Here is an 18,398-nt window from a genome sequence, read left to right as displayed (position 1 = left end):
CGCATCACTTACCGCCCTTGTAGTATGCAATCAAACTGGCTCAGGTGCTCGTCGCGCAGGTGTGCCATCCAATGCTGCGCGGCTTCCGGGGTTTGCATCTCGTCGGCTGGCAACGGGAAAATAGGCGACACGGTACTATCAGGGCCGAAGTCCATTCGAAGCCCGTACCCGCCCATCGGGGCAATTTGTACGATTTTAAATTGGCACCCGCGGGCCTCGTAAGCCCCGCAGTAATCGGTGATGGATTCAGCATCCGGCAAAAAATGTGGCATAACGAATAGTAGAAAAGTAAAAACAGGGGCCCGGCAACCCACCGGCCCCGAAAAGCTCAAATTCCGGCCATTGAGGCCCGCAGCTTACCGCCCCGGATTACACCCGCCTGCGACCCTTTCGCTTTTGCTCCCGCGCCCGTAAATCCCCCCAAAGGCCGATTATCGCGTCCAGGGTTTCGCCTTTCAGCACCAGCACCCAGTACCGCACCCGGTCCCGCAGAATGTAGTTTATTACTGTATCCACGTGCCCCTCCCGCCGCAGCTCATCCGCCTCACCGGGTTTCAAAGCCACCGCGAAATGCGTGTAGTAGTCCCCGTTAGGCAGCGTGACCATCGTAACGCGCCGGTTGTGCAGCCGCCTGACCACAGCGCGGTTGGAAACGGGGTAATCGGGTTTGGCCCCCGGAAGATGGGCCGGTGGTATCGGAAAAGCCATTATGCAGTAATGAAAGAGGTTAAAAAATCAGCTCACCGTCAGCAAGTCTTCCAGCCGGGTAGTGTAGGCCGGCGTGCGCCACGCCGCTTGCCCCTGCCACGGCACCGGCCCGCCGCCCTTGGGCCCCAGCGCCGCCGCCAGTTGCACCGTACCGCGCCCGAACCGCTCGTTCAGCCCGTCCAGCGCCGTCATTAGCCGTACCCCCTGCCCGGTGGCCGCGGGGGCCGCCGCCGGCGGGGCCTCGAATAGCCCGAGCTGCTGCCCACCCGGCGGCTCCAGCCCGGCCAGCACCGCGCCCGCTTTCACGTACACCGCCCCCGGCTCCCACAGCCGCGCCAGCAGCTGCGCGGCCCGCACGGTCAGCTCCCGCGTATCGCTGGTGGGCACGGGCAGTGTCAGTACCGCCGAGCGCGAATGCCCGCCCGGCCCGCCCGCGTCCGGCCCGAAGCGGTTTTTGCTGATAAATACCGTCAGCACGTGCGCCAGGTCGCCTTGCCGCCGCAGCTTCTCCGCCGCCCGCGCCACGAACGCGGCCAGCGCCCCCCGCACCGACTCCTGCTCCCGCAGCGCCCGCCCGAACGTGCGCGAGCAGCTGATGCTTTGCCGGCTCAACGTCCCGTCCTCGCTCGGGGCCAGTTTCCCGCACGAAAACCCTTGCAGCTCGCGCACCAGCCGCGCCCCCACCACGCCTCCCAAGTGCTTACGCGCCCAGGCGTCCGATACCCGCGCCAGGTCGGCCGCCGAGTCCACGCCCGCCGCCGCCAGCTTCTGGGCGTACTGCCGCCCCACGCCCCACACGTCGCCCACCGCCACCTGCCCCAGGGCCCATTTCCGCCGCTCGCCCGAGTCCAGGTATAGCACCCCGCCCAGGCCGCTATCTTTCTTGGCCAGCCGGTTCGCCAGCTTGGCCAGCGTCCGGGTCGGGGCCACACCCACGCACACCGGAATCCCCGTGCGCGCTTTTACCCCCGCCCGCAGCCGCTGCGCCAGGTCGGTCAGGTGGCCCAGGTAGGGCGTCAGGTGCGTTTCCAGGCCGCCCAGGTCCAGAAAGGCCTCGTCAATCGAGTAGATTTCCACCCCCGGCACCGTCGCCCCCAGGTAGTGCATCACGCGCCGGCTCATGTCCCCGTACAGCGTGTAGTTCGAGCTGAACACCTGCACCTCGTGCCGGTGCAGCAGGGCCTTCACCTGAAAATAAGGGTCGCCCATTTTCAGCCCCAGCGCCTTCGCCTCCGCCGAGCGCGAAATGATGCACCCGTCGTTGTTCGAGAGCACCACCACCGGCCGCCCCTCCAGCCGCGGCTGAAAGACCCGCTCGCAGCTCACGTAAAAATTATTGCAGTCGACCAGCCCGAACATCCCCTAGTCGCGGCTGTGCAGCAGCGCCGTTAGCTTGCCCGGAATCAACTCGTGCACCACGTGCGTCACCACCCCCCAGATGTGCAGCTCCTCCCCCGTCTGAATCCGGTAGGGCGCAAAGGCGGGGTTGGCCGGCATTAGCCACCACGCCTCGCCCCGGCGCTCCAGCCGCTTCACGGTGCAGTCCCCTTCCACCACCGCCACCACGATGTGCCCGTGGTCGGCCTCCAGGTGCTTATCCACCGCCAGCAAATCGCCCGGGTGAATCTCGGCCCCGCTCATGCTCTCGCCCATCACCCGTACCAGGTAGGTAGCGTCGGGGTGCCGAAACAGCAGCCGGTTCAGGTCGAACAGCCCTTCCAGCTCATCGGTGGCCGGCGAGGGAAAACCGGCCGCCACCCGGCAGCTGAACACCGGCAGGCAGGCGGGCATCGGCGCTTCCCGCACCGGAATAAGCAGAACATCGTACATCAGGCGAGCGGTCAGGTTGAATGCCTAAAGTAACGTCCACTAATTTTATTAGCCTATAAATCGGCTAACCGTATTGGTATTTAGCCTTGATAATCAGTCGTAAAACTTTCGCAGAAAGCCAGTATGCTCTAGGTACTATCGGTGTACTTCAGTAGCAGGCCCCTGCTAGAATGATTGTAGCCCCGCTTGCCGGCCCGCCCGGCGCTAGCTAAATTAGCAGTAGTTTAACCTGCCAGCGACCAGCCTATTCTTATGAAAACGCCTAAAAAGGGACCCCGCATCGTGTCCTTGGATGAAGCGCCCGAGGCCGAGGCTTCCGCGCTGCTCTACACCGACGAGCCGCCCGCCGACTACGAAACCGGCAGCGCCGACCCACTTTGCCCCGTCTGCGGTGACCTGCTGGCCTGGCACGAACAGGCCTGCGTAGCGGCCCCGGCGCTCTCCGCCACCGCCACAACGGATGATGACGATACCCCCGCCGCCAGGCCCCCCGCGCCGACCTCGACCTTCGCCTACCCCATCGGGCACCGCGTACAGCCCGCGGCCAGCGCCCCAGCCACCGTTACTTGGCGGGGTCAGCATAAGGAGCGCCACCCCGCCACCGGCCTCGTCCAGCGCATCAACGTCTACTTCCTCGACAACGGCTACTGGGACTGCTACCGCGAAGACGAGCTACAAGCCGCCTGAGCAGTAGCCGTGCAGCATCCAGCGACTATCAAAAAAGCCGGCCCCCACGCGGGAGCCGGCTTTTTCATGCGTGCATTAGCTGCTAGCCTCAGGTAGTTTCGCCCACCGTGAACGTGTGCGTCAGCCGCGCACCCGAAGGGGCCACCGCCGAGAGCGTAACAATCTGCCCAGCCGCCACGCTCGGCACCGACAGGCTAATCGCATTATTCAGCGCCAGCTTGTAGGAGTAGGCCCCCGGCGAGTCGAACACGAGCAGGTATTCGCTGTCCGTCGCCACCGGCGAAGAGACTTGGATGGTGATGTTGTCGTAGCCGCCCGAAAAGCTGTGCAGGAAGGTCGTCAGCGTCAGCGCCTCGGTGGCCGGCCCCGCGCCGGCGCTCGCCGTCAGCACGGCCCCCGGCAGCTCGAAGCCCAGCTTGGCCGCGTCCAGAATGTACATGCCGTCGGGCACGAGCTGCGTGAGCGAGTTGAAGATATTGCCCGGCTTAAACACTTGGTAGCCCGTCCCGTCGTTGTTGAAGCCGTACACAGCGTTCGCGTTGCCCTTCCAGGCGGCCGAAGCCAGGGTTTGGGCAGCCCCGCTGTACAGGAAGCCCACCAGTTTTTTGCTTATTGTACTCATTTGGTCGTGATTGAAGGAGTTGAGAAAAAGAGATTAAGTGACCGCCAGGTCACGCGGGTCGAGGTAGCCCAGCAGCACGTAGCCCGCCGGAAATGGCACCGGCGGCCACGCCGCCCCCACCGGAAAAGCGGCCCGCAGGTCGGCATAGCCCCGGCCGGCCGGGGCTTGCACCACGGCCACCAGCCACTGCGCGAGCGCCACCTGCGCCCGCGCCGCCCCGAGGCCCACCACCGGCTCCAGGGCCGTAATCCGCACCTGGCCCAGGCCGGCGGCATCGGGGGGCATCTGCGCGGCCGGGGTAGTCAAAAGGCTGTTCATACCGCACGAGGGTAAAAAATGGGCCGGCCCCGGCATCGCACCCGGGCCGGCCCGTTCGTTGGCTAAGCCGCCAGGCCTAGAAGTTCACCGTGGCGGCGAAAGCGCCCGTGTGGGCCACGCCGGCGTGCGTGAAGCTGAACGGCTGGCCCGCGTAGCGGTCCAGGTAGGCCACGCTGGCCGCCTGCGCCCCGCCGAGGAGAATGTCCATGCTGGCCGGGGCCGAGCCACCCGCCGCCAGGGCGTGGAAGCCCAGCGTGTCGCCCGGCGAAGCGGCCAGCGTCACGCCCTGCGCATCCTGGTTGGGGCCCGTCAGCGTCGTATCGTAACCGGCCGGCAGCGGCCCGCTCCCGCCGCCCGCGCCGCCGCCGACCACCGCCCCCGTTTCGCCGAATACCGCTTCCAGGGCGAGCACCGCGCCACCGTTGCCGTCGGGCGTCGCGTTGAACAGCTGCACTTCCTCGCCCGGCGAGCTGTTGCCCGTGGCCGTAGCAAGCGCCTGGCCCAGGCCAGCCGTACGCAGCTCGTGCACCAGCAGCGTTTCGGTGGAAATATCCACCCCGTACAGCGCGTTGAGGCGGTTAATCCGCGCCTGGGCGTCAGCGGCCCCCGCCAGGGCGGTCCCCAGGGCGTTGGCGTATTTGCGCACCTTGCCATCGTAGCGGGCGCGCAGCTTCAGCGCCGTTTTCGTGCGCTTGTTCGCTTGTTGTTGGTAGAGGCTCTTGGTAGCCATAAGAAGCAAATAGGTAAGAGGTTATAAAAATACCGGCCCCACAAAAAAGGCCGGCTTCCGACAGGGGAAGCCGACCTTTTTGCAGCTGGTCGGCGCGGCCCTAAGCCACGTACTCGACGGCCAGCGGGTTGGTGCTGTTGTTATTGAGGGGGTAGAACTTGCCGTTAAGCTGCTGGTAGAAATTGATACCCACCGCCCCCACCACCAGGTCGTCGGCCCCCGGCGCGGTGGCCAGCGTGGCCGTCACCGCCCGGTTCTGCAGCGCCGCCGAATTGAGGGCCAGCACGCCCAGCGGGGCCGCTACCGTGGCCACCTGGTAGGTACCCAACTCGAAGTTCACCGCCGACACGCCGTAGAGCACCTCGAAGTGCGTCGCGCCCTGCGGGGCCACGATGTCCGTCGCCGGGTTCAGGCGCGGCACGGTCAGGGTCACGTCCGCCCCGTTGCCAGCGATGGCGTACTGGAAGAACAGCGACTGCCCGATGCCCGCGCCCAAGTTGAAGTTGAAGCCCAGCAGCTCGTCCTTGGCGTTGTCGCGGTCCACCACCCGCGCGCCGCGGTCGTTGGCGTCGTCCATCCCGATGATGCCGCGCATCTTTTGCGTGAGGCGGCTCACCATCCGCGAATCCGAAGCGGAGGCAATCAGCACCCGCAGCGAGTCGCGCAGCAGCTTGCCGGCCCCGGCCGCCCGGCCGAATTCCGAGGCGTTCTCGCGGGTACGGGCCAGCGAGGCCGCCGAGTTAAAGGCCGCCTTGTTGGAGGCGGGTTTTTGACGGACGGAGCCGTCTTTGGCAAATACAAGGCCGCCTACCGTGCCTTGCAAGCCCAGAATGCCAGTTTGAGAGGCCATGCTGAATTACAGAAAAAAGATGAGAAAAGTGAACCCCTTGCTTTCGCTTACGCGGCGCTGCTACCAGGTGCAAGTACCCTGGTAGCGCCGCTTGATTGTTGCGTTGAAGGATCGCCACAGCTTGGGCGGCACCGCACCGGCCGCGCCGCATTTCCACAGCCCGCGCCCGGCCTGCTGCGCCGCGACTTGCTGCGCGGCCCGCGCCGCCACTGTGCGGTTGGGGTCGAAAGCCCAGGCCCAACCGCGCATCACCAGCAACGAATCCAGCGGCACCGGCCGGCCCGTCGCGGCCACCGTAGAGGTCGGCAGCAGCACCATGCCCAGCGTCCGGCCGTACAGGTCCAGGCCCGCTTTCGCCACCAGCACCACCCGCCCCGGGGCCAGCAGCCGCGCCACCGAGTCGGTGGCTTGGGGCCCGAACGCCTGGTCGTGCTCCGGGGCATCCACCCCGAGCAGCCGCAGCCGGTAGGTGCTCGACCCCGACAACAGAATGTAGGTGTCCGCGTCGACGACGCGCACCACGCGGGCCGCCTCCGCGGCCGCGGCGGCGCGGCCAGTCAGCGACAACGCCGAAAAATCGTCGGAGCGCGTGCCCACGCACCCCGCCGCCAGCGCCCCCGCCAACCCTACCCCCACCAGTACCGAAATAACCCGTTTGCGAACCATGACCCGAACCTACGGCCCGGTTTTAGCGGTTGTATATTCGTCCGGTCAACTATACCCCAAAAGCCCCCATCATGCCCCAGGTCTGCATTTACCCCAAGCAGGCGGCCCAGCTCACCGGCAACCAGTACACCGCCGGCAAGCGCCTGTTGCAGCGCATCCGCACCAAGCTGGGCAAGCCGGCCGGCTCCTACGTTAGCGTGGGCGAATTCTGCCAGTTCACCGGCCTGCCCGAGGCCGAAGTTTCCCGCGCCCTGAACCGTAGCTAGAGTATGGCTCGAGTATGGCTAGAGTATGGATAGAGCCACCCTACAGTACCGCCGCCCCAGCCGGACGAGACAGGGCAAAGGCCGGGCACCTGCTGCTACGCCGCTCGGTGGTTCAGGCAGCCGCCGATTCCGCCGCACAGATGGTTTCCGATAAAGCTGACTTGTCGGTAGCCGTGCGCTGAGCCGGCGCGGCCGGCCCGTCCCAGGTCGCCCGCATCACGTCGTGCTGCATTTCTTCCACCACCTGCGCGTAGCGCATCGTGGTTTGAATGTGGGCGTGGCCCAGCACCTTTTGCAGCACCACCACCGGCATTCCGCGCATCAGGCTTTGCACCGCGAACGTGTGGCGGGCCGTGTGCATACTCAGCAGCTCGAATAGCGGCACCGCCTTCTTCTCGACCCGGCCGCCGGGCGTGCTCACCACTTCCACCAGCCGGGTAAGGCCCGCCAGCTCACCCACGCGCTTTATCGCGCGGTTCATGGCCGTGTTCACCCGCACCGGCATCAGCTTGGCCCCCAGTCCCGACCGCGCCGGGCCGGCGTATTTGTCGAGCAGCGCCGAAGCCGCCGAGGTCAGAAAAATGCTCACCGCCGTGCGCGTCTTAGTCTGAATTAGCCGCAGCACCCGCCCGCCGCTGCCGTCCGCGCCCAGCGCGTGCAGGTTGCCCCCGTGCAGCGCCTGCACGTCCGAAAAGCGCAGTCCCGTGTAGCAGCAGAACAAAAACACGTCCCGTACCGATACCATCCACGTCGGCAGCATGGCCGAGGCCAGGGCCGCCAGATCATCGGCTGTGAGGTACACCTTCACCGGGTCCGAGTAACGCAGCTGCACCTTCGCCAAGTCCAGCGCCAGCTTTTCGCCCCGCTCACTTTCCAGGTGCCGGAAAAACGCTTTCATGTCCTTGATGGTCGAGAACACCGCGTTATCGGCCAGGCCCTGCACCTCCCGCAGGTAGCCCACGAATTGCTGATGGCGGGCCATATCCCATTCCGAAAGCGGCAGCTCGGGCCGCCCCACCGAGGCCAGAAACCGGCCCAGGGTGTTGCGCACCGTCCCGTAGTGGCTCAGCGTGTTCGGCGCGTAGCCCATGCCGCGCATCGTGTCCATGAAATCCCCGAACCGCCCCACCATCGGCGGCTCTGCCGGCGCAGGCTTCACTTCCGCCGCCACCACCGGCTGCACCACCGCCAGCAGGGCCTCCTTAGTTACGGGCGTCCCGTCGCCCCGCAGCTTGCGGTACAGCTGGTATAGCCGTTCCGACAGCTTTTTCAAGTAGTCGTTCGCCTCCCCCTTGCCCTCCATCTGGCCGCAAAACTTCTGGCCTTTCTGGTTCCAGTTCACCGGGCGGCACTTCTCACCGATGCCGGCTTTCAGCCGCTTACCATCATAGTGAATAACCACATGCACCGGGGCCAGCCCGGCGGTACTCATCTTATCAGCGCGAAGGATGTAGGAAACTTTCATAATTAAGTGGGGCAGCCAGTGGGGCGATAACCGCGGGGTAAATTCAAATACAAGCCAAAAACTAAGTACAATGCGAAAGGCAAAAAACCTGTTTATAACGTGTGAGAAGGGTATTTTCTAGCCCTGACATAGTATATAACCTTACTCCCAGAGCGGGTAGTGCTCCAGCCGCACTTCCTGGCCAAAAAACAGCCGGGTGCTTTCCTCGAACGAGGGCGTGAAATCGGACACGTAGAAGTGGTGCGCGGGCGCTGTGCCGGGGGCCGGGGCCAGCAGGCCCTGGGCGGCCAGGTAGGCCGCGGCGTCGGCCGCCACCACGTCGGAGGCGTCGAGCACATCGACGCGGCCGGCGTAGTGGCGCTCCAGCTGCGTTTTGATGAGCGGGTAGTGGGTGCAGGCCAGCACCAGGGCGTCGATGCCGGCCAGCGCGGGGTGGCCGAGGTAGCTGGCGATGATGTCGTCGGAGATTTTGTTCTGAAAAAACCCTTCCTCAATCATCGGCACCAGGAGCGGGGTGGCCAGGCTGCGCAGGTCCACGCCCGCGTCGAGGGCGTCGATTTTCTTCTTGTAGGCGTTGGAGTTGACGGTTTGCTTGGTGCCGATGAGGCCCACGGTGCGGCCGGCGTAGCGCTGGCCCACGTGGGCCACAATGGGGTCGATCACGTTCAGCACCCGGGCTTTGCTGCCCACGTACTCGCGCACCAGCTCGTAGGCGGCGGCCGACGCCGAGTTGCAGGCAATCATAATCAGCTTGCAGTGCTGGCGCAGCAGCAGGTCGCAGATTTTGACGGCGTAGGCCTGGATGGCGGCGGTGCTTTTGTCGCCGTAGGGCAGGTGGGCCGTGTCGCCGAAGTACACCAGCCGCTCGTGGGGCAGGCGCCGGGCCACGGCCCGGGCCACGGTGAGGCCCCCGATGCCGGAGTCGAACAAGCCGATGGGCCGGGCGGCCAGGGCGGGGTCAGCGAGTGGGTTCATGGGGCAAAGGTAGCCGGGCGGCCCCGGCGCGGCGGCCCGGGTTTTCGCCCGTTCAGGGCCTATATTTCTGCCTTCAACCCGTAGCCCAACCCGCCGCCATGAGCACCGTTCTGGCCGAAATCGACCACGCCCTGGCGGCCCACGACCCGCGCCGGGGCCGGCCGGTGGCCATTTACCTGGGGGCCCGCAAGCTCACCCAGCTCACCCTCGACGCGGCCCGCACCGCCCTGCCCGGCCTCAGCACCGACGACGGCCGGCCCCTCGCCTACCGCCACCTCGAGCTGCTGCGCGACGAAGTGGACCCGGACGGCCTGCGGGTGATTTAGCTGGAGGCCGGGCCCGCAGGGCAGGCGGTTCCTTGTTCCCTGGTTCCCTGATTTAACGTTAAGTACAGGAACAGTCCTGCCGGGCGCCGCCGAGGCATTGCGTGTGCGTCGTTGCGCTGATTGAGTTACTGCGGCACGCGCGATGCCTCGGCGGCGCCCGGCAAGACCGCCCACTGGAACCAGGCTATCAATAAGCTATTTGGTACCGAACCGCTCCGGCAGCACTAGGCAGCAAACCGCTCCAGCAGCACGATGGGGTGCGCTTTGTACGCGGTGCGGCTGAATTCGCGGTAGCCGCACTTGGCCGCCAGGCGCAGCGACGGCGCGTTGTCTTCGTCGATGAGGCACACCGTGCGCTTCTGGGCGAAGTGGGCGTCGCCCCAGGCCAGGACGGCTCGGGCGGCCTCGGCGGCGTAGCCCCGGCCGTGGGCCCGCGGGGCCAGCACCCAGCCGATTTCCGGGTAGCCTTTGATGGAGGGCTCGAGGGCACGCTGCCACTCCCCAAAGCCCACGTTGCCGATGAATTGGCCGGTGGCTTTTTCTTCCACCGCCCAGTAGCCGTAGCCGCACAGGGCCCACACCCCGGCGTGGCGCAGCATCTTGGTCCACACGTCTTCTTCGGGCAGCGGCTGGCCGGCCAGGTACCGGTAGAAAGCCGGCTCCTGCCACATGGCCAGGAAGGGCACCAGGTCGGCGGGGTAGTGGCCGCGCAGCCGCAGCCGCTCAGTTTCGAGGGTGGGGATGGTCATGGGTAGTGCTTAGCGTCGCATGAAATCAATGCCGCCCGACGCTTGCCACTTGTGGGGATGGTCATGGGTAGTGCTTAGCGACTGGTGCTTCGTATTCAGGATGTTTTGCATTCAAACCTAAGCACCAAGCACCACCTACTAATGCAGCAGCGGCTGGAGCACGCCCCACACGGTGCGGGCCACGATGCGGTGGCCGGCCGGCGTGGGGTGGATGCCGTCTTTCTGGTTCAGCTTGGGGTCGCCGCCCACGCCCACCAGCAGGAAGGGAATGAGCGTGACGTGGTTTTTGTCGGAAATTTCCTGGTAAAGCTTTTTGAAATCGGCGGCGTAGGCCTGGCCCAGGTTGGGCGGAATCTGCATGCCGGCCAGCACGATTTGGGCCCCGGGGCTGCGGCGGCGCACCGTGTCGATGATGCCCTGCAGGTTCTGGCGGGTGTCGGTGAGGGGCAGGCCGCGCAGGCCGTCGTTGCCGCCCAGCTCGAGCACGAACACGGCCACCGGCTGGCGCAGCACCCAGCCCACGCGGCTGCGGCCCCCGGCGGTGGTTTCGCCGCTCAGGCCGGCGTTGATGGCTTCGTAATTCAGCTTCGCGGAGTCGATTTTCTGGCCAATCAGGGCCGGGAAGGCCTCTTCGGGCTCCACGCCCAGGCCGGCGGTGATGCTATTACCGAAGAAGAGGACGCGCTTCTTAGTGTCGGGCACGGGCAGCGCCACGGGGGCCCCGGACGCGGCAGCCGGCGTTTTTTCGGGGGCGTTGGGATTGGAGTTGCACGCGCCCAGCCCGAGGGCGAGCAGCGCGGCAACCAGCGGCAGCGGCAGTTTCATGGAGCAGGGTTTGGGGCAGAAGCCGGGGCGGCGGGCGAAAGTTTGGCCCGCTCCTCAAACGATGAAGGGGGTTGGGGCGTTATGGGGGCAGTCGGACGCGGGCTATGAAAATTATAGGCCGTCATGCTGAGCGCAGCGCAGCGGAGTTGAAGCATCTCTACTGCGGCAGTAAACTAATCGATTGTAATAGTAGAGCAGTAGAGATGCTTCGACTCCGCTGCGCTGCGCTCAGCATGACGTTTTGGTATCAAGTATTTGGTTGATTTCTGCGTCTTTCCTGTTCGGGCCCCGGCCCTCTCCTCTCGCTAGTATATTTTCAATGAGCATTCTTAAAGTCGAAAACCTCACCAAGGCCTACCCCAGCGCGGGGGGCGCGCCGCTGACGGTGCTGCACAGCGTGAGCTTTGAAATCGGGGCCGGCGACACGCTGGCCATCGTGGGGCCCTCGGGCAGCGGCAAAACCACGCTGCTGGGCCTGTGCGCCGGCCTCGACCGCGCCACCGCGGGCAGCGTGTGGCTCAAGGGCATCCGGCTCGACGAGCTGGGCGAGGACCAGCGGGCGGCGGTGCGCAACCAGCACGTGGGCTTCATCTTCCAGAACTTCCAGCTGCTGCCCACCCTCACGGCCCTCGAAAACGTGCAGGTGCCCCAGGAGCTGCGCGGCGAGAAAGACAGCGCCGCCTCGGCCCGGGCCCTGCTCGAGCGCGTGGGCCTGGGCAAGCGCGCCCACCACTACCCGGCCCAGCTCTCGGGCGGCGAGCAGCAGCGCGTGAGCCTGGCCCGCGCCTTCGCCAACCGCCCCGCCCTGCTCTTCGCCGACGAGCCCACCGGCAACCTCGACCCCGACACCAGCGAAACGGTGGTGAACCTGCTCTTCGAGCTGAACCGCGAAGCCGGCACCACGCTCGTGCTCGTAACCCACGATTTGGAGCTGGCCGCCCGCACCCAGCGCACGCTGCGCGTGCGCGGCGGCAGCGTGCAGGAAGATTACCGCAACGAACCCACTGCCCCGCTCCGTGCCTAATACCCTGGTCTCTGATTCGCCCCCCCGGCCCGCCGCGGGCCTGGGCTGGCTGCTGCGCATGGCGTGGCGCGACAGCCGCCGCGGGCGCGGCCGGCTGTTTCTGTTCGTGGCGGGCGTGGCGCTGGGCATCGCGGCGCTGGTGGGCATCAACTCGTTCGGCGACAACCTGGCCCGCAGCATCAACGAGCAGGCCCGCGAGCTGGTGGGGGCCGATTTGGTGCTCTCCAGCAGCCAGCCGTTCGACTCGGCCCTGGTGCCCACGCTGCGGCGGCTGAGCCCGGTGCAGGCGCAGGAGCGGGCGTTTGGCTCGCTGGTGCAGTTTCCGCGGGTGCAGGGGGTGCGGCTGGCGCAGGTGCGCGGCATCAGCGGCGGCTTTCCATATTATGGCGAGTGGGACGTGCAGCCGCGGGCGGCCGTGGCCGGCTACCGCGCCGGCCGCGGGGCCCTGGTGGACGACGTGCTGCTGAGCCAATTCGGGGCCCGGGTGGGCGACTCGGTGCGGGTGGGTAGGCTCAGCCTGCTCATCATCGGGAAGGTGCTGCACACGCCGGGGCAGTCGGGCCTGGGCAGCGCGGTGGCCCCCACGGTGTTCGTGCCAGGGGCCCTGGTGGCGGCCACAGGCTTGGTGCAGCGCGGCAGCCGGGTGCAGTACAAGCAATATTTCAAGTTCGCGCCCACCGTGGACGTGGCGGCCCTCATCAAGCCCCTCGAGACCCGGTTCGACCAGGCCAACATCGACTCCGACACCGTGGCCAACCGGCAGCAGCGCACCGGCCGCGCCTTCCACGACCTGACGCGCTACCTGAGCCTGGTGGCCTTCGTGGCGCTGCTGCTGGGCTGCGTGGGCGTGGCCAGCACGGTCAGTCTCTACGTGCGCGAAAAGCTGGCCGCCGTGGCCGTGCTGCGCTGCCTGGGGGCCAGCGGCCGGCAGGCGCTGCTCATTTATTTGATTCAGACGGCTGGGCTGGGGCTGCTGGGGGCCCTGATTGGGGCCGCGCTGGGCGCGGGCGTGCAAGCTATTTTGCCTAAGGTTTTGGGTGATTTTTTGCCGGTGGCGGTGCGCGTGGGCGTGTCGTGGCCGGCCATTGCCACGGGCGTGGGCGCGGGGCTGGGGCTGGCGGTGCTGTTTGCGCTGCTGCCACTGCTCAGCATCCGGCGGGTGGCCCCGCTGCGGGTGCTGCGGGCCGCCTTCGAGGCCGACACGGCCGCGCCCGACCCGCTGCGGGGGCTGGTGGTGGCGGTGCTGGCGGCCGGCATTTTCGGCTTCGCCTACCTGCAAACCCGCGAGTGGAAGCTGGCCCTGGGCTTCGGCGCGGGGCTGGCGGCGGCGCTGGGGGCCCTGGCCGGCCTGGGCTGGCTGCTGACGTGGGCCGTGCGCCGCTACTTCCCCGGCGGCTGGGGCTACGTGTGGCGGCAGGGCCTGGCCAACCTCTACCGGCCCCAGAACCAGACGCTGGTGCTCATCACTTCCATCGGGCTGGGCACGTTTCTGCTGGCCACGCTCTACCTCACCCAGGGCCTGCTGCTGGGCCGCCTGGTTACCGCCAGCACGGGCAAGCAGCCCAACCTGGTGCTCTACGACATCCAGCCCGCGCAACGCGCCGGCGTGGAGGCCCTGCTCGCCCAGCGCGGCCTGCCCATCATGCAGCGCGTGCCCATCGTGACGATGCGCCTCTCGGCCATTAACCGCCGCACCGTGACGCAGCTGAAGAAAGACACCGCCGGCGGCAAGGGCATCCCAAACTGGATTCTGTCGCGCGAGTACCGCGTGACCTACCGCGACACGCTGAGCCCCAGCGAGAAGCTAAAAACCGGCACCCTGCCCCGCCTGGGCCCCGGCGGCCTGCCCTACGTGTCGGTGGACGACTCGTATTTCGAGCGGGCCAAGCTGAAATTGGGCGACACGCTCACCTTCAACGTGCAGGGGGCCCCGCTGGTCACCGTCGTGGGCGGCACCCGCGAGGTGGACTGGAGCCGGGTGCAAACCAACTTCCTGGTGCTCTTTCCGAAGGGCGTGCTGGAAGGGGCCCCGCAGTTCCACGTCATCCTCACGCGCACGCCCAACACGGCGGCGCTGGGCGCGGTGCAGCAGGCCCTGGTGCGGCAGTTCCCCAACGTATCGGCCCTCGATTTGGGGCTGATTTTGCAAACCGTGGACGATATTTTGAGCAAGATTTCCTTTGTGATTCGCTTCATGGCGGGCTTCAGCATTGCCACCGGCCTGCTGGTGCTGGCCAGCTCGGTGGTAGTGAGCCGCTACCAGCGCACCCGCGAAAGCGTGCTGCTGCGCACGCTGGGGGCCAGCCGCCGCCAAATCCTGCGCATCACGCTGGTCGAGTACGCCCTGCTGGGCCTGCTGGCCGCCCTGGCCGGCATCGTGCTGGCCGCGCTGGCGGCCTGGGCCCTGGCCCTCTGGGTGTTCGAGACGCCCTACGCGCCCAACCCGCTGCCGCTGCTGGCCATCGCGGCGGGCGTGGCAGCCCTCACCGCCGCCATCGGCCTCTTCAACAGCCGCGACGTGCTGACCCGCCCGCCGCTGGAGGTGCTGCGGGCCGAGGGGTAGGCGTTTTCAGGCATTAGTTGTCAGTTGTTAGTTGCTCGTTGTCAGTCAATAACTGAATACGTTGCTAACGACTGATAACTAACAACTGACACCTGACAACTTAACAGCGAAAAGCCCCCGGCGCGGCCCTTGCAAGGGCCGCGCCGGGGGCTTTTTTTAGGCAGGGCCGCCTACTTCTGTTGCGCCGTCAGTTGCTTGAGGTGCTTGTATGTCTTTTTCGACTGGCTGAACTGCTTCTTTACGGCGTTGCGCATCTCGCCCTTGAGGGCTTTGCGGCTCAACGCCTTTTTGTACGCCCGGATGGCCCAGCGCTCACCGAAGACGTTGGCGGCCAGGATGGCCTTTTCGTCGCGGCCGGTTACGGCGGCTTGGGCGTCCATCAGCTTGCGGTACAGCTTGCCTTTGAGCGTGGTGCCGGTTTCGCGCTCGCCGCCCAGCTTGGTGAGGTAGTCGTTCAGGGTGCCGGCAAAGTGCTGGCTCTGGGCCACGAGCAGCTCGTAGTAGCTGCGCAAATCGCCGTCTTTGGTTTCGGCCACGGCGCGCTTGTAGCCCTCGATGCGGTCATTCACGAAGAGCAGCAGCTGGTCGAGGGCGGCGGCTTTGCGTTTGGCTTTGCCTTTCTTTTTGGGCGCTACCAGGTAAGTCAGGGCCAGGGTGAGCAGTGCGCCGCCCACCACTTTCTGGGTGGTGCTGAGCTGTTTAAAGCCGCTGACGGTCTTGTCGCTGGCTTCTTTGAGCGAAGCCGGTACTTTTTCAATTAAATCGGCCATTGTGCCGTCGGTGAGGGCGTGCCGGGCTTGGTCGAGCAGGCCGGTGGGCTGGTCGGCGGGCGTGGGGTTGGTGGGCTGGTCGGCGGGCGTGGGGTTGATGGGCTGTTTCATGTTACTAAAAGAAGTTTATTTAAGAACCCTCGGTTATACGGGCCCGGGACCGAGTCGTTAAGTGGAGCTTAGCGCGGCCCTTATCTTCGGCGGGCGGCCCGCGCATGTGCGGGCCCGCGCATTCATCTTTGCGGCCGGGCGCATTTGCGGCCAGCCGCACGCGGCGGAGCTTTCTTGTTTTTTCGACTCCTGCAAATGACCCGTTCCATGCGCTGCTTTTGCTACCTGCTGCTGGCCGCCCTGGCGGCCCTGGCCCTGCCCGAGGCGCGGGCCCAGGCCCCCCAAACGGCCCGCCACACCTTCGCCCTGGGCCCCGATAACTTCCTGCTCGACGGCAAGCCGTTCCAGATGATTTCGGGCGAAATGCACTACCCGCGCATCCCGCGCGAAGCCTGGCGGGCCCGCCTGCGCATGGCCAAGGCCATGGGGCTGAACACCATCGGCACCTACGTGTTCTGGAACCTGCACGAGCCCGAGCCGGGCCGCTTCGACTTCACGGGCAACAACGACGTGGCCGCCTTCGTGAAAACTGCCCAGGAAGAAGGCCTCTGGGTCATCCTGCGGCCCAGCCCCTACGTGTGCGCCGAGTGGGAATTCGGCGGCTACCCCTACTGGCTGCAAAACACGCCCGGCCTGCAGGTGCGCAGCCTGGAGCCCCAGTACGTGGCCGCCTACCGGCGCTACCTCACCGCCGTGGCCCGGCAGCTGGCCCCGCTGCAAGTGGGCCACGGGGGCCCCGTGCTCATGGTGCAGGTCGAGAACGAGTACGGCTCGTACGGCCACGACCAGGCCTACCTGGCCCTGAACAAGCAGCTGTTCGAGCAAGCCGGCTTCGACGGCCTGCTCTACACCTGCGACCCGGCCAACGACGTGGCCAAGGGCCACCTGCCCGGCCTGCTGCCCGCCGTGAACGGCCTTGACCGGCCCCGCGAGGTGCGGCAGCTGGTGCGGGCCAACCACGGCGGCCAGGGGCCCTTCTACATCGCCGAGTGGTACCCGGCGTGGTTCGACTGGTGGGGGGCCCCGCACCACACCGTGCCGGCGGCCCAGTTCGTCGCGCCCCTCGACTCGGTGCTGCGGGCCGGCTTGTCCATCAACATGTACATGTTCCACGGCGGCACCACCCGCGGCTACCTGAACGGGGCCAACTACAAGGGCCCCGGCACCGGCTACGAGCCCCAAACCAGCAGCTACGACTACGACGCGCCCCTCGACGAGGCCGGCAACGCCACGCCCAAGTTCCGGGCCTTCCGCGGCGTGATTGAGAAGTACCGGCCCGCCGACCAGCCCCCCCTGCCCGCCGTGCCGGCCGCCCGGCCCGCCATTGCGCTGCCGCCCATTGCCCTGGGGCCCGCCGCCAGCGCGCTGGCCGGGCTGCCCGCGCCGGTGGCCAGCGCCCGCCCCCTCACCTTCGAGGCCCTGCACCAGGCCTACGGCTTCGTGCTGTACCGCGCCACGGTGCCGGGCGGCCGGGCGGGCCTCCTGAAAATCAAGGAGCTGCGCGACTACGGCCTGGTGTTCGTGAACGGCCGGCGGGTGGCCACCCTCGACCGCCGCCTGCGCCAGGACAGCGCCCAAATCAGCCTGCCGGCGGGGCCCGTCGTGCTCGACATTTTGGTGGAAAACCTGGGCCGCATCAACTACGGCACCTACCTGAACGACAACCGCAAGGGCATCACCGCGCAGGTGCTGTTCCAGGGCCGCGAGGTGCTGAACTGGCAGCAGTTCCGCCTGCCGTTCGGGGCCGCGCCGGCCGCCGCCAGGGCCCCCGCCTACGCCGCCACGGCCACCGGGGCCCCGGTGCTGCGGCGCGGCACCTTCCGCCTGGCGCAGGTGGGCGACACCTACCTCGACATGCGCCCCTGGGGCAAGGGCTGCGTGTGGCTGAACGGCCACCACCTGGGCCGTTACTGGGAAGTGGGCCCCCAGCGCACCCTGTACGTGCCCGCCGAGTGGCTCCACCAAGGGGCCAACGAAGTGGTGGTGCTGGAGCTAATCAAGCCCACCCAGGCCACCCTCGCTGGCCTCGACCATCCGATCCTGGACGCGGGCCCCTCCCCTAAACCGGGCGGCACCAATTAGCGTGGCGGGCCGTTTGCAGCGGGCGTAGTGGCCCGCCCGCCACTAGAGTTACTACGCACCGAAAGCCGGACGCGGGTCCCAGCCCCGGGTCTTCGCGCTAAAAGAACCCCCCGGGGCGGCCCTTGCAAGGGCCGCCCCGGGGGGTTCTTTCGGGCTGCGCCGCCTACTGCCGCCTACTTCTGCTGCGCCGTCAGCTGCTTGAGGTGCTTGTAAGTTTTCTTCGACTGGCTGAACTGCTTCTTTACAGCGGCGCGCATCTCGCCCTTAAGGGCTTTGTGGCGCAACGTCTTTTTGTACGCCCGGATGGCCCAGCGCTCGCCAAACACGTTGGCGGCCAGGATGGATTTCTCGTCGGGGCCGGTTACGGCGGCTTGGGCGTCCATCAGCTTGCGGTACAGCTTGCCCTTGAGCGTGGTGCCGGTCTCGCGCTCGCCGCCCAGCTTGTGGAGGTAATCGTTTAGGGTGCCGGCAAAGTGCTGGCTCTGGGCCACGAGCAGCTCGTAGTAGCTGCGTAAATCGCCGTCTTTGGTTTCGGCCACGGCGCGCTTGTAGCCCTCGATGCGGTCGTTGACGAACAACAGCAGCTCGTCGAGAGCGGCGGCTTTGCGCTTGGCTTTGCCTTTTTTCTTGGGCGCTACCAGGTAGGTCAGGGCCAGGGTGAGCAGGGCCCCGCCCACCACTTTCTGGGTGGTGCTGAGCTGGTTAAAGCCGCTGACGGTTTTGTCGCTGGCCTCTTTAAGAGGGTATAGGATAAATCAATCGTCAGGTTTGGATATTGCCCGTTTAGCAAGTCGTCTGAGCATTAAGTTGCTAAGACAGATTTTAATCCAG

20 protein-coding genes are annotated in these 18,398 nt (G+C 66.6%); 6 read left to right on the top strand and 14 right to left on the bottom strand.

Annotation, left to right across the window (positions count from 1 at the left end; genetic code table 11):
- Positions 1-8: 8 nt before the first annotated feature.
- From HNP98_RS10780 to HNP98_RS10770, 3 genes are all read right to left on the bottom strand, one after another.
- Positions 9-272, bottom strand: a complete 264-nt coding sequence (locus HNP98_RS10780) for a hypothetical protein (protein WP_173810085.1) — start codon at positions 270-272, stop codon at positions 9-11.
- Between the two features lie 463 nt (positions 273-735).
- Entirely contained in the window at positions 736-2,067 is a 1,332-nt protein-coding gene (locus tag HNP98_RS10775; protein WP_173810084.1) for a Y-family DNA polymerase, read from the bottom strand.
- A 3-nt stretch (positions 2,068-2,070) separates the two neighbouring features.
- Positions 2,071-2,538 (bottom strand): LexA family protein, encoded by a 468-nt coding sequence (locus HNP98_RS10770; protein ID WP_173810083.1) that lies wholly within the window; start codon positions 2,536-2,538, stop codon positions 2,071-2,073.
- Between the two features lie 252 nt (positions 2,539-2,790).
- Between HNP98_RS10770 and HNP98_RS10765 the strand changes: the two genes are divergently transcribed.
- Entirely contained in the window at positions 2,791-3,225 is a 435-nt protein-coding gene (locus tag HNP98_RS10765; RefSeq protein ID WP_173810082.1) for a hypothetical protein, read from the top strand.
- 88 nt (positions 3,226-3,313) lie between these two features.
- On the opposite strand, the gene HNP98_RS10760 is transcribed toward HNP98_RS10765, so the two are convergent.
- The 5 genes from HNP98_RS10760 to HNP98_RS10740 form a co-directional block, all read right to left on the bottom strand.
- On the bottom strand, positions 3,314-3,847 hold the full coding sequence (locus HNP98_RS10760) for a hypothetical protein (RefSeq protein ID WP_173810081.1): 534 nt from the start codon (positions 3,845-3,847) through the stop codon (positions 3,314-3,316).
- Positions 3,848-3,880: 33 nt separating this feature from the next.
- On the bottom strand, positions 3,881-4,165 hold the full coding sequence (locus tag HNP98_RS10755) for a hypothetical protein (RefSeq protein WP_173810080.1): 285 nt from the start codon (positions 4,163-4,165) through the stop codon (positions 3,881-3,883).
- A 76-nt stretch (positions 4,166-4,241) separates the two neighbouring features.
- Positions 4,242-4,895 carry a hypothetical protein gene (locus tag HNP98_RS10750; protein ID WP_173810079.1) on the bottom strand — a complete coding sequence of 218 codons (654 nt, stop codon included), beginning with the start codon at positions 4,893-4,895 and terminating at the stop codon, positions 4,242-4,244.
- Positions 4,896-4,995: 100 nt separating this feature from the next.
- The gene (locus tag HNP98_RS10745) at positions 4,996-5,745 is read right to left on the bottom strand and encodes a hypothetical protein (protein ID WP_173810078.1); all 750 of its coding nucleotides are present in this window, start codon (positions 5,743-5,745) and stop codon (positions 4,996-4,998) included.
- 60 nt (positions 5,746-5,805) lie between these two features.
- Complete coding sequence (locus HNP98_RS10740) at positions 5,806-6,411, bottom strand: thermonuclease family protein (RefSeq protein ID WP_173810077.1); 606 nt, start codon at positions 6,409-6,411, stop codon at positions 5,806-5,808.
- Positions 6,412-6,482: 71 nt separating this feature from the next.
- On the opposite strand from HNP98_RS10740, the gene HNP98_RS10735 reads away from it, so the two are divergent.
- Positions 6,483-6,677 carry a hypothetical protein gene (locus HNP98_RS10735; protein WP_173810076.1) on the top strand — a complete coding sequence of 65 codons (195 nt, stop codon included), beginning with the start codon at positions 6,483-6,485 and terminating at the stop codon, positions 6,675-6,677.
- Positions 6,678-6,789: 112 nt separating this feature from the next.
- Here the strand turns inward: HNP98_RS10735 and HNP98_RS10730 are convergent, their stop codons facing one another.
- Both HNP98_RS10730 and murI read right to left on the bottom strand, forming a co-directional pair.
- Positions 6,790-8,142, bottom strand: a complete 1,353-nt coding sequence (locus HNP98_RS10730) for a site-specific integrase (RefSeq protein ID WP_173810075.1) — start codon at positions 8,140-8,142, stop codon at positions 6,790-6,792.
- Between the two features lie 141 nt (positions 8,143-8,283).
- Positions 8,284-9,117, bottom strand: a complete 834-nt coding sequence (gene murI / locus HNP98_RS10725; RefSeq protein WP_173810074.1) for a glutamate racemase — start codon at positions 9,115-9,117, stop codon at positions 8,284-8,286.
- Between the two features lie 98 nt (positions 9,118-9,215).
- On the opposite strand from murI, the gene HNP98_RS10720 reads away from it, so the two are divergent.
- Positions 9,216-9,443 (top strand): hypothetical protein, encoded by a 228-nt coding sequence (locus tag HNP98_RS10720; RefSeq protein WP_173810073.1) that lies wholly within the window; start codon positions 9,216-9,218, stop codon positions 9,441-9,443.
- Between the two features lie 224 nt (positions 9,444-9,667).
- On the opposite strand, the gene HNP98_RS10715 is transcribed toward HNP98_RS10720, so the two are convergent.
- Together HNP98_RS10715 and HNP98_RS10710 are read right to left on the bottom strand one after the other, a co-directional pair.
- On the bottom strand, positions 9,668-10,192 hold the full coding sequence (locus tag HNP98_RS10715) for a GNAT family N-acetyltransferase (protein WP_173810072.1): 525 nt from the start codon (positions 10,190-10,192) through the stop codon (positions 9,668-9,670).
- Between the two features lie 138 nt (positions 10,193-10,330).
- Entirely contained in the window at positions 10,331-11,017 is a 687-nt protein-coding gene (locus HNP98_RS10710; RefSeq protein WP_173810071.1) for an arylesterase, read from the bottom strand.
- Between the two features lie 319 nt (positions 11,018-11,336).
- Between HNP98_RS10710 and HNP98_RS10705 the strand changes: the two genes are divergently transcribed.
- Positions 11,337-12,041, top strand: coding sequence for an ABC transporter ATP-binding protein (locus HNP98_RS10705; protein WP_173810070.1), 705 nt, complete (start codon positions 11,337-11,339; stop codon positions 12,039-12,041).
- A complete protein-coding gene (locus tag HNP98_RS10700; RefSeq protein WP_317171094.1) occupies positions 12,034-14,604 on the top strand; it encodes an ABC transporter permease in 2,571 nt (856 codons plus the stop codon). The genes HNP98_RS10705 and HNP98_RS10700 overlap by 8 nt, the downstream gene beginning before the upstream one ends.
- A gap of 170 nt (positions 14,605-14,774) precedes the next feature.
- Here the strand turns inward: HNP98_RS10700 and HNP98_RS10695 are convergent, their stop codons facing one another.
- On the bottom strand, positions 14,775-15,485 hold the full coding sequence (locus HNP98_RS10695; protein WP_173810069.1) for a PA2169 family four-helix-bundle protein: 711 nt from the start codon (positions 15,483-15,485) through the stop codon (positions 14,775-14,777).
- Between the two features lie 195 nt (positions 15,486-15,680).
- Here HNP98_RS10695 and HNP98_RS10690 point away from each other — a divergent pair, with 195 nt between their 5' ends.
- Positions 15,681-17,567: a glycoside hydrolase family 35 protein gene (locus HNP98_RS10690; RefSeq protein ID WP_217425732.1), complete on the top strand. Its 1,887-nt coding sequence runs from the start codon at positions 15,681-15,683 to the stop codon at positions 17,565-17,567.
- A 173-nt stretch (positions 17,568-17,740) separates the two neighbouring features.
- Here HNP98_RS10690 and HNP98_RS10685 read toward each other — a convergent pair whose 3' ends face one another.
- The gene (locus tag HNP98_RS10685; RefSeq protein WP_173810068.1) at positions 17,741-18,247 is read right to left on the bottom strand and encodes a PA2169 family four-helix-bundle protein; all 507 of its coding nucleotides are present in this window, start codon (positions 18,245-18,247) and stop codon (positions 17,741-17,743) included.
- Positions 18,248-18,398 lie beyond the last annotated feature (151 nt).

It is taken from the genome of Hymenobacter caeli (assembly GCF_013294115.1).
GTDB lineage: Bacteria > Bacteroidota > Bacteroidia > Cytophagales > Hymenobacteraceae > Hymenobacter > Hymenobacter caeli.
This window is presented reverse-complemented; position numbering and strand designations above follow the sequence as displayed.

Coding starts and splice junctions, on each gene's coding strand:
- HNP98_RS10780 (WP_173810085.1), bottom strand. CDS start 272: ATGCCACATTTTTTGCCGGATGCTGAATCCATCACCGATTACTGCGGG.
- HNP98_RS10775 (WP_173810084.1), bottom strand. CDS start 2,067: ATGTTCGGGCTGGTCGACTGCAATAATTTTTACGTGAGCTGCGAGCGG.
- HNP98_RS10770 (WP_173810083.1), bottom strand. CDS start 2,538: ATGTACGATGTTCTGCTTATTCCGGTGCGGGAAGCGCCGATGCCCGCC.
- HNP98_RS10765 (WP_173810082.1), top strand. CDS start 2,791: ATGAAAACGCCTAAAAAGGGACCCCGCATCGTGTCCTTGGATGAAGCG.
- HNP98_RS10760 (WP_173810081.1), bottom strand. CDS start 3,847: ATGAGTACAATAAGCAAAAAACTGGTGGGCTTCCTGTACAGCGGGGCT.
- HNP98_RS10755 (WP_173810080.1), bottom strand. CDS start 4,165: ATGAACAGCCTTTTGACTACCCCGGCCGCGCAGATGCCCCCCGATGCC.
- HNP98_RS10750 (WP_173810079.1), bottom strand. CDS start 4,895: ATGGCTACCAAGAGCCTCTACCAACAACAAGCGAACAAGCGCACGAAA.
- HNP98_RS10745 (WP_173810078.1), bottom strand. CDS start 5,745: ATGGCCTCTCAAACTGGCATTCTGGGCTTGCAAGGCACGGTAGGCGGC.
- HNP98_RS10740 (WP_173810077.1), bottom strand. CDS start 6,411: ATGGTTCGCAAACGGGTTATTTCGGTACTGGTGGGGGTAGGGTTGGCG.
- HNP98_RS10735 (WP_173810076.1), top strand. CDS start 6,483: ATGCCCCAGGTCTGCATTTACCCCAAGCAGGCGGCCCAGCTCACCGGC.
- HNP98_RS10730 (WP_173810075.1), bottom strand. CDS start 8,142: ATGAAAGTTTCCTACATCCTTCGCGCTGATAAGATGAGTACCGCCGGG.
- murI (WP_173810074.1), bottom strand. CDS start 9,117: ATGAACCCACTCGCTGACCCCGCCCTGGCCGCCCGGCCCATCGGCTTG.
- HNP98_RS10720 (WP_173810073.1), top strand. CDS start 9,216: ATGAGCACCGTTCTGGCCGAAATCGACCACGCCCTGGCGGCCCACGAC.
- HNP98_RS10715 (WP_173810072.1), bottom strand. CDS start 10,192: ATGACCATCCCCACCCTCGAAACTGAGCGGCTGCGGCTGCGCGGCCAC.
- HNP98_RS10710 (WP_173810071.1), bottom strand. CDS start 11,017: ATGAAACTGCCGCTGCCGCTGGTTGCCGCGCTGCTCGCCCTCGGGCTG.
- HNP98_RS10705 (WP_173810070.1), top strand. CDS start 11,337: ATGAGCATTCTTAAAGTCGAAAACCTCACCAAGGCCTACCCCAGCGCG.
- HNP98_RS10695 (WP_173810069.1), bottom strand. CDS start 15,485: ATGAAACAGCCCATCAACCCCACGCCCGCCGACCAGCCCACCAACCCC.
- HNP98_RS10690 (WP_217425732.1), top strand. CDS start 15,681: ATGACCCGTTCCATGCGCTGCTTTTGCTACCTGCTGCTGGCCGCCCTG.